The sequence below is a fragment of the Telluria mixta genome (assembly GCF_029223865.1).
Lineage (GTDB): Bacteria > Pseudomonadota > Gammaproteobacteria > Burkholderiales > Burkholderiaceae_D > Telluria > Telluria mixta.
Genome location: NZ_CP119520.1, coordinates 4,626,221 through 4,639,573 on the forward strand (window position 1 = coordinate 4,626,221; position 13,353 = coordinate 4,639,573).

The following is a 13,353-nucleotide window of genomic DNA, read 5'->3' on the forward strand; positions in this document are numbered from 1 at the left end:
GGCTCGGTCCATCGAATGGTTGGCTGATCGAAAACGCAAGTATGCACGGTCCGAGGGGAGGCCGCTACTGCGCTTCAGATCAGGCCGAGCGCCCCCAGCACGGCGCCGGCCGCGAGCAGCCACAGCAGGTGGATGCGCGTGCGCCAGATGATCAGGCCGCTGACGATCGCCGTGAGCCACAGGGGCCAGTTCGCCAGGACGGCGGACGCGATCGGCGCACCGGCAGCGGCAGCGGCACCGGCGCCCGCGGAACTGGCCATGATCCAGGCGGTGGACAGCAGCAGCGCGATCACGATGGGCGCCATGCCCTGCTTGAAGGCCCGGACGGCGCGCAGGTCGCGGTTGCGGTGGCCCCAGCGGGCGGCCGTGTACGTGATGATGGTGGAGGGCGTCATGATGCCGACCATCGTCACGAGCACGCCGAACAGCGCGGCCGCCGTGCTGCCGGCGTTCATGCCGACGTGCCACCCCATCAGGGCGACGAACAGGACGTTCGGCCCCGGTGCCGCCTGGGCCAGCGCGATGGACTGGTTGAACTGTTCCTGGGTGAGCCAGTGGTGCTGTTCGACGAGGAAGCGGTGCATCTCGGACGACGTGGAGATGGCGCCGCCGACCGACATCAGCGACATCAGGAGGAAATGGCCGAACAGGTTGAGCCAGTCGGCCCAGTCCAGCGCGAGGTGCAGGGGCGCGCTCATGCGAGGCGGCGCCAGGTGAGCACGCAGGCCAGGCCGCCGAGGCCGAACAGTACCCAGGGGAGCGGACACTTGAGGAACGCGACGAGGATGAAGCCGGCCGCACTGATGGCCAGGCACCAGGACAGGGGCATCGGACTTTTCTTCAGCGCGCTCGCCAGGCGCAGGCCCGCTGCGCCGATCAGGCCCGCACAAACGGCGGCCATGCCGTGCAGCGCGCCGGCCACGACGGGGCTGTCGGCGAAGCGGTCGTGCAGGACGGCCAGTCCGATGACGAGGATCAGCGGTACGGTGAGCAATCCGGCCAGCGCGGCGAGGGCGCCGGCGATGCCGAAATGGCGGCCGCCGATCATCAGGGACAGGTTGACGACGTTCGGTCCGGGCATGATCTGGGCGACGGCCCAGTCTTCGATGAATTCTTCCTGGGTCAGCCAGCGCTTGCGGTCGACGATTTCGCGCTGGACGATGGCCAGCACGCCGCCGAACCCCTGCAGGGCCAGCAAGGTGAAGGAAATGAACAGGTCGGCGAGGGAGCGGGGGCGGTTGGCGGATTCGGACGTGGCGGACGTCGCGGACGGCAGGGAGCTGGGCGGGGCATTCATCTTTCGATTATCGCGCCGCGCCCGGCATCCTGTCCATGCCGCGGTCCGGCGGTCAGCCGCCGCCGATGCCGCGCATGACGCGTCCCGTGCCTTCGCATTCGGGACAGGTCTTGCCGTCGGCCAGCTTGCCGCTGCCGCCGCAGGTTTCGCACAGGTCTTCGCCGGCGCCGGGCGTGCCGGGTTCGGCTTCGTCGCCGGGTTTCAGGTCGGGATCGGGCGTCGTGCTCATGGAGTCCTCGTGATGGTTGAATGACGAATCCATTCTAGGCGTAGCGAAAAGGGCGCGGCGCGCGCATGCGGCGTGGGTTTGTCATACGGACTACACAAACGCGTGCCACATTAAATGAAAAATAATCTTGACTTTGGCCAAAGGTGGGAAATACTCGTTAAGCAGCAATCCCTTCAATCCATCAAAGTCAGGAACTGCGATGAACCAAGACACCCTCGAGCTCGAAGACGGTCAGGTGACCGTCCCTTACCAGCGGCGCGATATGCAGCAGAAGGATATCGTCGACCTGGGTATTGCGCTCCAGCAGCGCAGCAATACGATGTCGGCCGTGGAATACCTGCGTTCCCAGAACGTCGGCAACGACGTCATCGAGCGCGTGCTGACGGAGCCGGGCCGCAGGCGTTCCTGGTGCAGGTAAGGGAGCAAATGAGCGACAAGCTCGACGGTTATGCACAATTTTGCTTGATTGCATCTTGCAAATATTTTCGATTCGTGCGTCACTTGACTTGGTAACTCATTGATTTTGTGAAGGTTGAGTTTTGCCCACGCAACGGGCAAATTGTTGAAACCCGCATTCCTGCTTGGTTTTGGCATGTCAAGAGGGTGTTTTTCCACAACCTTATGCACAGTTTTTGTGGATATCTGAACAAGCCTTGTTGAAGAGGCAAACGTTGCGGGCGGCCCATGAAAGAGCGGAGGCCGTGAACGGCCGCGCCCGCTGACGTCGTTTTGCCACATTGTCATCTGCGCTTGCATAAAGATACTGGACAAATGTACAGTTGAGCATCTATTCTCAACCGCCATGTCCGCTGCCACCGCCACGCCCCTTTCCCAACCTTCCGCACCCGCCGATCCGTTCGCCGGCCTGAATCCCGAGCAGCGCGCCGCCGTCGAGCACGACATGGGCGCAGGGATGGTCCGGCCGCTGCTGGTGGTCGCGGGCGCCGGTTCGGGCAAGACGAACACGCTGGCGCACCGGGTGGCAAAGCTGATCCTGGCGGGGAGCGATCCGCAGCGCATCCTGCTGCTGACGTTTTCGCGCCGTGCGGCCAATGAGATGGGCCAGCGTGCCGCCGGCGTGCTGCAGCGCGTGCTGGGCACGTCGACGGCCGTGGGCAGCCTGCCTTGGGCCGGCACGTTCCACAGCATCGGCGCGCGCCTGCTGCGCGAATACGCGGGCCGGATCGGACTCGAAGCATCGTTCACGATCCACGACCGCGCCGATTCCGAAGACCTGATGGGCCTCGTGCGGCAGGACGTCGGCCTGGGCGCATCCAACGGCCAGAAACGCTTTCCGCTGAAGGGGACCTGTCTCGCGATCTATTCGCGCGTCGTCAACAGCCGTGAGCCGCTCGCGGACGTGCTGCAGTCGACCTTCCCATGGTGCAGCGAGTGGGAAGAGCAGCTCAAGCGCCTGTTCGGCGCCTATGTCGACGCCAAGCAGGAACAGAACGTGCTCGACTACGACGACCTGCTGCTGTTCTGGGCCGAGATGGCGTCCGATCCGGAGCTCGGGCCGGAACTGGGCGCGCTGTTCGACCACGTGCTCGTCGACGAATACCAGGACACGAACCGCCTGCAGGCCGCGATCCTGCAAGGCATGAAGCCGGACGGGCGGGGCGTGATGGTCGTCGGCGACGATGCGCAATCGATCTATTCGTTCCGCGGCGCGACGGTGCGCAACATCCTCGACTTCCCGAAGCAGTTCGGCGAGCACACGCGCATGATCACGCTGGACCGCAACTACCGCTCGACGCAGCCCATCCTCGATGCGTCGAATGCCGTCATCGCCGCGGCGCTGGAGCGCCATGCGAAGACCTTATGGACGGATAAGGCCGCAACCGGCAAGCCGCAGCTCGTGCTGATCCCGGACGAGGCCGAGCAGGCCCGCTGGGTGTGCAACCGCGTGCTGGAACAGCGCGAGGCGGGCATCAGGCTGACGCAGCAGGCCGTGCTGTTCCGTGCCGCCAGCCACAGCGCGGCGCTGGAACTGGAACTCGTGCGGCGTAACATCCCGTTCGTGAAATTCGGCGGCTTGAAATTCCTGGAAGCGGCGCACATCAAGGACGTGCTCGCCATGCTGCGCTTCGCCCAGAATCCGGCGGGCCGCGTGGCCGGCTTCCGCGTCGTGCAACTCATTCCCGGCATCGGCCCGGCGACGGCGGCCCGTCTGCTCGATGCCGTGGCCGAAGCGGCGGATCCCGTCGCGGCCATCGAGGCGTTTCCCGCGCCGCCGCGCGCGCAAGGGGAGTGGGAGCAATTTACCGCGCTGTTCCGCACCCTGCGCACGACGGGCCTGCGCTGGCCGCTGGAAATCGAACTGGTGCGGGACTGGTACCTGCCACACCTCGAGCGCCTGCACGACGACGCACCCGTCCGCGCGGCCGACCTCGACCAGCTGGTGGCGCTGGCCGGCGGCTATGGTTCGCGCGAGAACTTCCTGACCGAACTGACGCTCGATCCGCCGGAAGCGACGAGCGACCGCGCCGGCCCGCCGCTGCTGGATGAGGATTACCTGATCCTGTCGACGATTCATTCATCGAAGGGCCAGGAGTGGAAGGCCGTGCACGTGCTGAACGTCGTCGACGGCTGCATCCCGTCGGACATGGCGACGGGGAGCGCCGAGGACATCGAGGAAGAACGCCGCCTGCTGTACGTGGCGATGACGCGCGCGAAGGAACACCTGCACCTCATCGTCCCGAACCGCTTCTTCATCAAGCAGCAGGCGCAGATGGGCGACCGCCACGTCTACGCACAGCGCACGCGGTTCGTCACGCCCGTGATGCTCAAGCATTTCGAGGAATGCGTGTGGACGAACGCCGAAACGTTGCAGGTGCGCAAGCCCGTACCGGACAGCGTGCGGATGATGGTGCGCGAACGGGCGCGCAACGCCTGGAAGTGAAAATGACGGCAAGATAACCGCAAAAGTGCACAGAATCGGAACAGCGTGACAAAGTTATCCCCGCTGGGTCGAATTTGTAGGAATTTGCCTAATACCCACTGTCTGCTTAAAACACGAGCAACGATAAGTCGTTGATTTTATTGGGTTAAGATTTTGCCCGTTGAATGGGCAGTTTATTGAAACCCGCATCGATACTGGGCTCGCGGCTTGTCAAGAGGCGCTTGTCCACACAGTTATCCACATTTCTTGTGGATATTAGAATTAATCCCGTCGAATCAATATCTTAGGTCGCGGACTTGAGGCGGCGTCGAGATTTTTTCGCGTCAGTCCAGCATTGCCTGGAGCGTTGTCAGTGCGTCGAGCGCACCGAGCGGAACCCCGACACCGCGGCCGGTGCGGACCTCCGGCTCGCGCGGATTGATCCGGACGAGGGGTGCACCTTGCGCTTCGCACATGCGCCGCACGGAAGGCACGTCCGTGCCGGCACCCAGTTCGACGACGACGAGGTTCGCGACCCGTGCGCGCCAGCGGTCGAGGCGGGCGTACTGCGCTTCCGTGCGCGCGTCCAGCCAGCGGCCGTCGCCGAACATGAGGATGTTCGGCCGCGCCAACGCGCCGCAGTACGGACAGCGGGGCAGCGGCGGCGTCATCAGGCACGTTGCCGAATCGATGACAGGAGCAACGGCATCGGCTGGCCAAAGGGCATTGCTGCACGGGCGCGTGCATTGCAGGTGGTGGATGGAGCCGTGGCATTCGACGAGGCGGTCGTCGGGAAAGCCGGCGCGCTGGAACTGGCCGTCGACGTTGCTCGTGAAGACGAACGCGCCGTGCTTCAGGCGCTCTCCGATGCCGCGCAGGATCGCGAAGCCCGCGTGCGGGACCGTGGCGCGGTACAGCGCGAGGCGGTGGCCGTAGAAGCCCCACGCCAGTTCCGGGTTCGTGTCGAAGCTGTGCGGATTCGCGATCTCGACGAAGCGGATGCCCAGGGCGGCCAGCGGCGGATACGCGCGCCAGAAGCCATGGTCGCCGCGGAAGTCGGGCAGCCCGGAATCGACGCCGATGCCGGCGCCGGCGCCGATCAGGAGACCGTCCGCGTCCCGCAGCAGCGCGGCGGCCCGGGCGAGCTCGCCGGTGTTCATGCCGCGTCTCCTTCGTCGATGCGGCGCTGCAGGTGTTCCAGCGCCTCCAGGAAGCGTTCGGCGGCGAGGCCCGGCGGCCAGGGTTCCCACGGCGCGCAACCGTAGACGTCGACCAGCGGATCGTGCGCCAGCACGGCGGAACGGATCTTCAATGTCGTGCGCACTTCCTGTTCCGACCAGCCTGCCACGTGCACGGCTTCGCTGGCTGCGGCCAGGCGGTCGGCGCGCTTGTGGAGCTGGTGCTCGGCGGGCGTCCACGCGGGCAGGCGGTAGCGCAGGAACACGGCCTGTTCCAGGCGCCGCGTGAGGGCGCGGAACCCTTCGCCGAGAAAGGGCTTGATCGGCGAGACGGCATCGAAGCCGAGCAGCCCTTCCTCTGCGTCGTGCAACAGTTCGCGCAATTCGACGACGGGCGCGAGCGGCGTGGGTGAGGCCATGCGCCGCAACAGCATCACGGCGATCGAGTGCTGGGCCACGGACAGCGGCAGCGGCCACGCCGAGTGGCCGCCCCAGCGGTACGTGCGCGCGAGGCCGAGGGCGAGGTCGCTGTCGTCCCAGTCGAACGGCGTCGGATTCAACAGGTCGAGACGCTTGCCGGACGGCATGCGGACCCAGGCGCGCATGTCGGGCGCCATGTCAGCGTTGGAGTAGAGCGGTGGACATGGTCCGATTCTACACGGCCGCGCCGGCCGACCCCGGCCGGATTGACGTGGTCGAACACAGCGTCGCGTTCGCGGTGTAGAGTAGGTCGAGACCGGGCGTGGGCCCGGCAATCCGGAGTGCGGCGTCATGGGTGAACACGGCAAACGAATCGAGTGCGACGTCCTCGTCGTGGGCGGCGGCATCAACGGCGCCGGCATCGCGCGCGACGCGGCCGGCCGCGGCTTGCGCGTCGTGTTGTGCGAAAAGGACGATCTCGCCCAGCACACGTCGTCCGCGTCGAGCAAGCTGATCCACGGCGGCCTGCGCTATCTGGAGCAATACCATTTCGGTCTCGTGCGCAAGGCGTTGGCGGAGCGCGAAGTGCTGCTCAAGAGCGCGCCGCACATCATCCGGCCGCTGCGCTTCCTGATGCCCCATGCGGCAGGGCAGCGTCCCGCCTGGATGATCCGCGCCGGCCTGTTCCTGTACGACCATCTCGCCCCGCGCGACTTCCTGCCGGGCTCAGGCATGGTCGCGTTGCGCGATCTCCCGGCCGGCCCCGCGCTGCAGCGCCGCTTCACGCGGGCGTTCGCGTATTCCGATGCCTGGGTCGACGATGCGCGCCTCGTCGTGCTGGCCGCCCTCGACGCGCGCGAACGGGGCGCGACGATCCTCACGCGCACGCGCTGCGCACGTGTGCGGCGCGGCGCGCAACGCTGGGAGGCCGACCTGGAGGGCCCGGACGGCATCGTCCACGTGCACGCGCGCTGCCTCGTGAACGCGGCCGGGCCATGGGCCGGCAGCTTCCTGCACGCGACGGGTGCCGGGCCGGCGCGTCCGCTGCGGCTCGTGAAGGGCAGCCACATCGTCGTGCCGCGCCTGTTCGACGGCGACCAGGCGTTCCTGCTGCAACAGCCGGACGGGCGCATCGTGTTCGCGCTGCCGTACGAGGGCGCGTTCACGCTGGTCGGCACGACGGACGTCGACTACGACGCGCAGGACGTCGACCGCGTCGCCATCAGCCCCGCGGAGACGGCGTATCTGTGCGAGGCCGTGAACCGCTGCTTCGAGCGCCGCGTCGTCCCGGAAGACGTGGTGTGGAGTTACGCGGGTGTGCGGCCGCTGATCGACGACAACCACGGTAGCGCATCGTCCGCCAGCCGCGACTACCGCTTCGAACACGATACGGCCGGCGGTGCGCCGCTGCTGTCCGTGTTCGGGGGCAAGGTGACGACGTTCCGCAAGCTCGCGGAACAGGCCGTCGACTGGATCGGGCCCATGCTGGGCCGCCACGTGCCGGCGTGGACGGCGCACGCCTGCCTGCCGGGCGGCGACTTGTACGGCAAGGAACCGGTCGCGCGCGCCGTGCTGGAATACGACGCATGGGTGCGTACGCGCCGCCAGCAATTCGCCTGGCTGCCCGACGGCCTGCTGGCGCGCTATGCCCGCAGCTACGGCACGCGCCTCGCCGCGCTGCTGGCGCATTGCCGCACGCGGGCCGATCTCGGTCAGGAAATCGTGGCCGGCCTGTACGAAGTCGAGGCGGACTATCTCGTGCGCCAGGAATGGGCCTGCAGCGCCGACGACATCCTGTGGCGCCGCACGAAACTGGGCCTGCACGTGGCGCCGGGCGCGGCACAGCGGCTCGACGCCTGGTTCGATGCGCGCCGGCGGAAATCCATGGCGTCCCATTTAACACGAGCTTAATAATTTTTCTAGCGCACGATTGAACTGTTTGCGGAATGGAAGACGTATATACAACATTGTTAAATTCTGTTTGCCTGTTCTCATGATTTCTACGAGGATTATTGCCGGGCTTTGTTACATCCGTGGCAACTCCTGGATATGGCGGCGGCCCATCACGACAAGCGCTGCGCAGCAGCAATAACGCTTACCTACGGAGAAATCACATGAGCAGGAATTTGTTGAAAATGGCTGTCGGCGCCGCCGTGCTGGCGATGTCCATGTCCACCCAAGCCGCCGGCAACAACGGCGTCGTCGTCTCGGTCGCGCCCGAGAAGACATCGATGGGCAAGAGCGATGACGTGGTCGTGAAGGTCACCTTCACCAATACTTCGGGCAGCCCGCAGTACGTGCTGAAGTCGCGCACGCCCTTCGAGGAGATCGAGGCGCCGCTGTTCGAGATCACCCGCGACGGCCAGCCCGTGCGCTACCTGGGTGCGATCGCCAAGCGTGGCGCGCCCACCGCCGCCGACTACTTCCTGCTCAAGCCCGGCGCGTCCTACACCGCAAAGGTCGAGCTGTCGGCGCTGTACGACATGGCCACCACGGGCGATTATGCGATCCGCTACAGGATCGGCAGCGGCAACGGCAGTGGCAAGGCCGGCGAAGAGCTGAAGTCCGAGGTGGCCAGCGTCTGGATCGACGGCGTTCGTCCGCGCGGATCGAGCGAGCAGACCAAGTCGCTGGCCGAGATGCAGGCCCAGGCCGGCGTGGTGACGGCGGCGGGCGGCGCCCTTTCCTTCACCAAGTGCACGGCCTCGCAGCAGGCCGACATCACCAACGCCGTATCGAGCGCGCTGGCCATGGCGACCAGCGGCGACGCCTACATGGCGAAGGGCACGATGGGTACACGCTACACCAAGTGGTTCGGCGCCGTCGACAGCGGCCGCGTGGCGACCGTCAAGTCCCACTTCGCGGCGATCAAGGATGCCTTCGCCACCAAGCCGATCACGGTCGATTGCGGCTGCAAGAAGACCTACTACGCCTATGTGTATCCGACGCAGCCCTACACCATCCACGTGTGCAAGGCCTTCTGGAGCGCGCCGATGACCGGCACCGATTCGAAAGGCGGCACCCTGGTGCACGAGATGAGCCACTTCAACGTGGTGGCAGGTACCGACGACTGGGTGTACGGCCAGTCGGGCGCGGCCAGCCTGGCAATCAGCAATCCGTCGCAGGCGATCGACAACGCCGACTCGCACGAGTACTTCGGCGAGAATACGCCGGCGCTTCAATAAGCTTGACCACGTGGGCGTGAGGCCGCGGGCCTCACGCCCACGTGCCCACGTTCAGCGTCCGGTATGACTGAACGTCACCGGCCCGGTCGACAGTTCAACCGCGGATTCCAGCTGGCGCACGTCCGCGAGCACCGCCCCCTGGTAGCGGATCACATAGGCATGCGTGCCCGGCTCGAAGGCATAGGCCCGCGTGATGTCGATGGTGTGCGTACGGGCCGAGTGCGGCGGCAGCTCGATGTAGTCGTCCAGCGTGAGGGCCGCGCGCTTGACCATGCGCCCGGTGTAGGGCAGCTCGGCGCCGCCGGGATGCCGGCGCAGATCAAACAAGCGCCGCGACAGTTCGGTATCGGCGGCAATCTCGCGCGGCAGGCCGATCCGGCGCTCGCCGCGGTTTTCGATCTTGAAGGTCACCAGCACCTTGCCATGCCTGGCGTCGACGCTCAGGCTCGCATGCACGTCCATCAATCGTTCTCCATCGGCGCCCGCGGCCGTCACGGCCCACAGCGCGGCGCCCAGCATCGTTCGTCGTCGCATTGACGGCTCCTGTCGGGATGGGACGATTCTACTACCAGTTCAGCGGCCGTTCACCCCCAGCCACGCATCGATTTCCGGCAACCGCGCCGCATTCACCTGGATACGGTCCTTGATGGCCGCGATGGCCGCCTCGACGTCGCCGCGCGAGCCCGGCGCCAGGTTCGCCTGCGCATACGCGCCCAGCTTGTCGACCATCGCCGGATCCGACGACCCCGTCGCGAGGCGCGCGAGGTAGCGGCTGCGCGAGCTCGCGTCCACGCGCTCGTTGATCTTCGCGAGGTTCGCGATCGCGAAGTCGAACGCCATGTCCGGATAGCGCATCGCCACTTCGGAGATCATCTCGGCGCTGATCGTGAGGCCCGGTTCGTCCGTCAGCGCGAGCTGCAGCGCGCGCATGGCGAGGGCGCGGTCTTCCGTCGCGGCCAGCAGCGTGTAGCGCTGGTCGCGCACGAGCGGCGTCGTCTCGTTGCGGGCGGCCGCTTGCAGCTGGTCCCACATGGCGGCGTCCGCGTGCTGGGCGACGACGCCCATCACGGTCTTGCGCAGCGGTCCCGGCACCGCGTTGGCATCCGTCGCCAGCGCGGCGTAGCGCCGGCGCGCTTCGGCGATGACGCCGGCGTCGCCGAGATTGCTCAGCACGACGATCAACTCTTCGCGCAGGTTCGCGACGGACGACGCCTCGCCCGGCCGCGCATTCCAGCCGACCTGCGCCATCAGCGGCGCCAGGCGCGCGATCGCGAACGCGTCGAAACGCTTCTGGCGGGCCGCGTCGCCGCCGCGGGCCTGCTCCAGGTAGCGCTTGTGGACGCCATCCAGCAGGACGGCGATGCGCGTCCACACGGCCGGATCGGCGCCGGCCGGCGTGGCGTTCACGAGGTCCAGCACGTCGGACGCCGGCTGCAGGCCGGCCTGGCCGAGGGCGCTGCTGTCGGCCAGCAGGCCGATCTGGTCGATCGGGGCGAGGCCGGCGAAGCCCTGCGCCAGCCGGGTGAAATCGGCGGGTGCGTACAGCGTGCGGTAGTAGCCGCTCTGGCCCGCGTTGACGATGACGGCGCCGCAGCCGGGAAGCGTGATCGTGCCCTTGCCGCCCGTGACGAGCGTGCTTGCCGGCTTCGCGGTCTGCTTCGTGGTGCCGGCAATCTGCGCGATGACGGGCACGCGCCACGCGAGGGGCGCCTTGCCGGCGCGGTCGCGCGTGAATTCGGCCTGCGTCAGCGGCACGGTCGTCGCATTGTTCCGGCACACCGGCTCGCCCACCTTGATCAGCGGGACGCCGGGCTGCAGCGTGAAATCGTGGGCGATCGCGGTGACGGGCTTGCCGGCCGCCTTCTCGATCTGCTTCCACAGGTCGTCCGAGACCGTGTTGCCGTACGCGTGCGCCTGCATGTACGCGCGCACGCCGTTGCGCCAGGCGTTTTCGCCCACATAGGCTTCCAGCATGCGGATGACGGATTCGCCTTTCGAATACGTGATCTCGTCGAAGGCCTGGTTGGCCTGTTCGACCGTCTCCACGTGCTGCACGACGGGGTGCGTGCCGGCGACGGAATCGCGTCGCATTGCGCTTTCGCGCACGCCAACGGTGCCCAGCTGCGTATTCCATTCCGGATGCAGGCGCGCGGTCGTGCGGCTTTCCATCCACGACGCGAAGCCTTCGTTGAGCCACAGGTCGTCCCACCAGCGCATCGTCACGAGGTCGCCGAACCACTGGTGCGCCATCTCGTGCGCGGCGGTGGCGAAGATTTCTTCGCGGTCGTGCTGGGTCGCGATCGTGGGGTCGAGCAGCAGCGCATATTCGAACGTGAAGATGGCGCCCCAGTTTTCCATCGCGCTGAAGAACTGGCTGCGGCCCGCGCCGCCCACGTTGTCGAGCTTCGGCAGCGGGTAGCGCACGCCGAAATAATCGTTGTACTCGCGCAGGATGGCTTGCGAGGCGTCGAGCGCGAACTTCGCCTGCGGCAGTGCGCCGCGGCGGGTGACGACGCCGACTTCCGTACCGTCCACCTTCGCGGCCGCCCGTTCGAAGTCGCCGAGCGCGAAGAACAGCAGGTAGGTCGACATCTTCGGCGTGGTCGCGAAGCTCACGCGCTTGCGGCCGTCCGGCAGGGCCTCCGTTTTCGTCGCCGGCATGTTACTGACGGCCATCCGGTCCGCCGGTACGACGACGTCCAGCGCGAAGCTCGCCTTGTAGGCCGGCTCGTCCCAGGACGGGATCATGCGGCGCGCGTCCGAGTTCTCGAACTGCGTGTACAGCGCGCGCTGCTGCTTGCCGTCCGCGCCGGGATAGTCCAGCGAGAACAGGCCGACGGCCTGCGTGCCGATCACGCCCGTGTAGTCCAGCGCGAGGTGGTACATGCCGGGGGCGACCGGCTGGGCGAACGTGAACGTGGCGGTCTGCGCGTCGTTGTCGACGGCGGCCGTCGCTTCGCGTTCCGTGCCGCCGGCCGCCGGGGCCAGCGTCACTCTGGAGAATTTCAGGTCGGCCGCGTTCAGGGTGATCGTGCTGGTCGCCTTGGTGACGTTGATCGTGACGACGGCGCGGGCGCCGAACGAGGCGTTGGCCGCGTCCGGGGTCAGCGCGATCCGGTAATGCGTCGGGATGACGCCGCGCGGCAGTTGCGTGGTGGTGTCGGCATTCGCCGTCGCGCTTGCGCGGGTAGGCGCGGCGCCGACGTGAAAGGGCGCAATCGCGAGGGTAAGGGCGACGGCGGCGGAAAGCAGCTTGCGGTGCATGGAAATCCTATTGTGTATGTATGTCGGACCCGCGCGTGTTCGTGGGTTGGCGCGCGCGGCCAATCCGCCAATCTACGGTCAAACGGCGCGCACTGTCAAATGAGCAAATGGAGAGGAAAAGCGCAGGGATGCGCTATGATCGGCGGCGACAAACGACGAGGAGACGCTTGATGAAACTGTACACGAGCACCCGCGCGCCGAACCCGCGCCGCGTCCTGATGTTCATGGCCGAGAAAGGCATCACGGACATCACCACCGTGCAGGTCGACCTGGGCAAGGGCGAGCACCGCAGCGAGGCGTTCGCGGCGCTGAATCCGATGGCCCAGGTGCCCGTGCTGGAACTGCCCGACGGCCGCACGCTGGCCGAGACGCGCGCTATCTGTACTTGGCTGGAGGGTGTGTATCCGAACCCGAACCTGATGGGCGAGGACTTCGAGGAACGCGCGTTCATCGAGATGATGGACCGCCGCTGCGAGCTGCAGCTGTTCCTGCGCATCGCCAACTGCGTGCGCCACACGCATCCGGGCCTCGCGCCGCTGGAACAGCCGCAGTTTCCCGACTTCGGCGCGGCGCAGGGCGTCAAGATGCGCGAGACGGCGCACTGGCTCGACGGCGTGCTGGCGGACCGCGATTACCTGGCGGGCGAGCGCTTCACGATCGCCGACATCACGGCGTTCTGCGCGCTGGAGTTCGCGCGCGGGTTGATGAAATTCCGGCCCTCGGACGAGGGCCTCGTGAATCTGCAGGCGTGGCGCGACCGGATCGCAGAGAGGCCGAGTGCTAAAGTAACGTAACCGTCGTTCCCGCGAAAGCGGGAACCCATACTGAGTTTCAGGATTTGATATCTGCGCGGCTCCGGAGCCTCAGTATGGATCCCCGCCTGCGCGGGATGACGGCTT

12 protein-coding genes are annotated in these 13,353 nt (G+C 66.8%); 5 read left to right on the forward strand and 7 right to left on the reverse strand.

Translation table 11 applies throughout. From position 1 onward, the window contains the following. Window positions 1-74 precede the first annotated feature (74 nt). From P0M04_RS20690 to P0M04_RS20700, 3 genes are read right to left on the reverse strand one after another with little or no spacing between them, the layout of a single operon-like run. The gene (locus tag P0M04_RS20690) at window positions 75-698 is read right to left on the reverse strand and encodes a chromate transporter (RefSeq protein WP_259447236.1); all 624 of its coding nucleotides are present in this window, start codon (window positions 696-698) and stop codon (window positions 75-77) included. Next, window positions 695-1,297, reverse strand: a complete 603-nt coding sequence (locus tag P0M04_RS20695; RefSeq protein ID WP_259447235.1) for a chromate transporter — start codon at window positions 1,295-1,297, stop codon at window positions 695-697. Before P0M04_RS20695 ends, P0M04_RS20690 begins: the two co-directional genes overlap by 4 nt. Window positions 1,298-1,349: 52 nt before the next feature. Further along, window positions 1,350-1,526 carry a hypothetical protein gene (locus P0M04_RS20700; protein WP_259447234.1) on the reverse strand — a complete coding sequence of 59 codons (177 nt, stop codon included), beginning with the start codon at window positions 1,524-1,526 and terminating at the stop codon, window positions 1,350-1,352. 199 nt (window positions 1,527-1,725) lie between these two features. Here P0M04_RS20700 and P0M04_RS20705 point away from each other — a divergent pair, with 199 nt between their 5' ends. Together P0M04_RS20705 and P0M04_RS20710 are read left to right on the forward strand one after the other, a co-directional pair. Further along, on the forward strand, window positions 1,726-1,944 hold the full coding sequence (locus P0M04_RS20705; protein WP_259447233.1) for a hypothetical protein: 219 nt from the start codon (window positions 1,726-1,728) through the stop codon (window positions 1,942-1,944). A 384-nt stretch (window positions 1,945-2,328) separates the two neighbouring features. Further along, entirely contained in the window at window positions 2,329-4,428 is a 2,100-nt protein-coding gene (locus P0M04_RS20710; protein ID WP_259447232.1) for an ATP-dependent helicase, read from the forward strand. A gap of 323 nt (window positions 4,429-4,751) precedes the next feature. On the opposite strand, the gene P0M04_RS20715 is transcribed toward P0M04_RS20710, so the two are convergent. Further along, window positions 4,752-5,567 (reverse strand): SIR2 family NAD-dependent protein deacylase, encoded by an 816-nt coding sequence (locus tag P0M04_RS20715; RefSeq protein WP_259447231.1) that lies wholly within the window; start codon window positions 5,565-5,567, stop codon window positions 4,752-4,754. After that, complete coding sequence (locus P0M04_RS20720; protein ID WP_259447230.1) at window positions 5,564-6,190, reverse strand: phosphohydrolase; 627 nt, start codon at window positions 6,188-6,190, stop codon at window positions 5,564-5,566. The genes P0M04_RS20715 and P0M04_RS20720 overlap by 4 nt, the downstream gene beginning before the upstream one ends. Before the next feature lie 166 nt (window positions 6,191-6,356). On the opposite strand from P0M04_RS20720, the gene glpD reads away from it, so the two are divergent. Continuing rightward, window positions 6,357-7,916 (forward strand): glycerol-3-phosphate dehydrogenase, encoded by a 1,560-nt coding sequence (gene glpD / locus P0M04_RS20725; protein ID WP_259447229.1) that lies wholly within the window; start codon window positions 6,357-6,359, stop codon window positions 7,914-7,916. A 203-nt stretch (window positions 7,917-8,119) separates the two neighbouring features. Beyond that, window positions 8,120-9,190, forward strand: a complete 1,071-nt coding sequence (locus P0M04_RS20730; protein ID WP_259447228.1) for a M35 family metalloendopeptidase — start codon at window positions 8,120-8,122, stop codon at window positions 9,188-9,190. Window positions 9,191-9,241: 51 nt separating this feature from the next. Here P0M04_RS20730 and P0M04_RS20735 read toward each other — a convergent pair whose 3' ends face one another. Further along, the gene (locus tag P0M04_RS20735) at window positions 9,242-9,724 is read right to left on the reverse strand and encodes a hypothetical protein (RefSeq protein ID WP_259447227.1); all 483 of its coding nucleotides are present in this window, start codon (window positions 9,722-9,724) and stop codon (window positions 9,242-9,244) included. Between the two features lie 39 nt (window positions 9,725-9,763). Beyond that, the gene (locus P0M04_RS20740; protein ID WP_259447226.1) at window positions 9,764-12,454 is read right to left on the reverse strand and encodes a M1 family metallopeptidase; all 2,691 of its coding nucleotides are present in this window, start codon (window positions 12,452-12,454) and stop codon (window positions 9,764-9,766) included. Window positions 12,455-12,624: 170 nt separating this feature from the next. Here P0M04_RS20740 and P0M04_RS20745 point away from each other — a divergent pair, with 170 nt between their 5' ends. Further along, entirely contained in the window at window positions 12,625-13,248 is a 624-nt protein-coding gene (locus P0M04_RS20745; RefSeq protein ID WP_259447225.1) for a glutathione S-transferase family protein, read from the forward strand. Window positions 13,249-13,353: the final 105 nt, after the last annotated feature.

What these genes read in the sequence shown, in the direction of transcription:
- P0M04_RS20695 (WP_259447235.1), bottom strand. Translation starts at nt 1,297, where the DNA reads ATGAATGCCCCGCCCAGCTCCCTGCCGTCCGCGACGTCCGCCACGTCC.
- P0M04_RS20730 (WP_259447228.1), top strand. Translation starts at nt 8,120, where the DNA reads ATGAGCAGGAATTTGTTGAAAATGGCTGTCGGCGCCGCCGTGCTGGCG.
- P0M04_RS20690 (WP_259447236.1), bottom strand. Translation starts at nt 698, where the DNA reads ATGAGCGCGCCCCTGCACCTCGCGCTGGACTGGGCCGACTGGCTCAAC.
- P0M04_RS20735 (WP_259447227.1), bottom strand. Translation starts at nt 9,724, where the DNA reads ATGCGACGACGAACGATGCTGGGCGCCGCGCTGTGGGCCGTGACGGCC.
- P0M04_RS20745 (WP_259447225.1), top strand. Translation starts at nt 12,625, where the DNA reads ATGAAACTGTACACGAGCACCCGCGCGCCGAACCCGCGCCGCGTCCTG.
- P0M04_RS20705 (WP_259447233.1), top strand. Translation starts at nt 1,726, where the DNA reads ATGAACCAAGACACCCTCGAGCTCGAAGACGGTCAGGTGACCGTCCCT.
- P0M04_RS20710 (WP_259447232.1), top strand. Translation starts at nt 2,329, where the DNA reads ATGTCCGCTGCCACCGCCACGCCCCTTTCCCAACCTTCCGCACCCGCC.
- P0M04_RS20720 (WP_259447230.1), bottom strand. Translation starts at nt 6,190, where the DNA reads ATGCGCGCCTGGGTCCGCATGCCGTCCGGCAAGCGTCTCGACCTGTTG.
- glpD (WP_259447229.1), top strand. Translation starts at nt 6,357, where the DNA reads ATGGGTGAACACGGCAAACGAATCGAGTGCGACGTCCTCGTCGTGGGC.
- P0M04_RS20700 (WP_259447234.1), bottom strand. Translation starts at nt 1,526, where the DNA reads ATGAGCACGACGCCCGATCCCGACCTGAAACCCGGCGACGAAGCCGAA.
- P0M04_RS20715 (WP_259447231.1), bottom strand. Translation starts at nt 5,567, where the DNA reads ATGAACACCGGCGAGCTCGCCCGGGCCGCCGCGCTGCTGCGGGACGCG.
- P0M04_RS20740 (WP_259447226.1), bottom strand. Translation starts at nt 12,454, where the DNA reads ATGCACCGCAAGCTGCTTTCCGCCGCCGTCGCCCTTACCCTCGCGATT.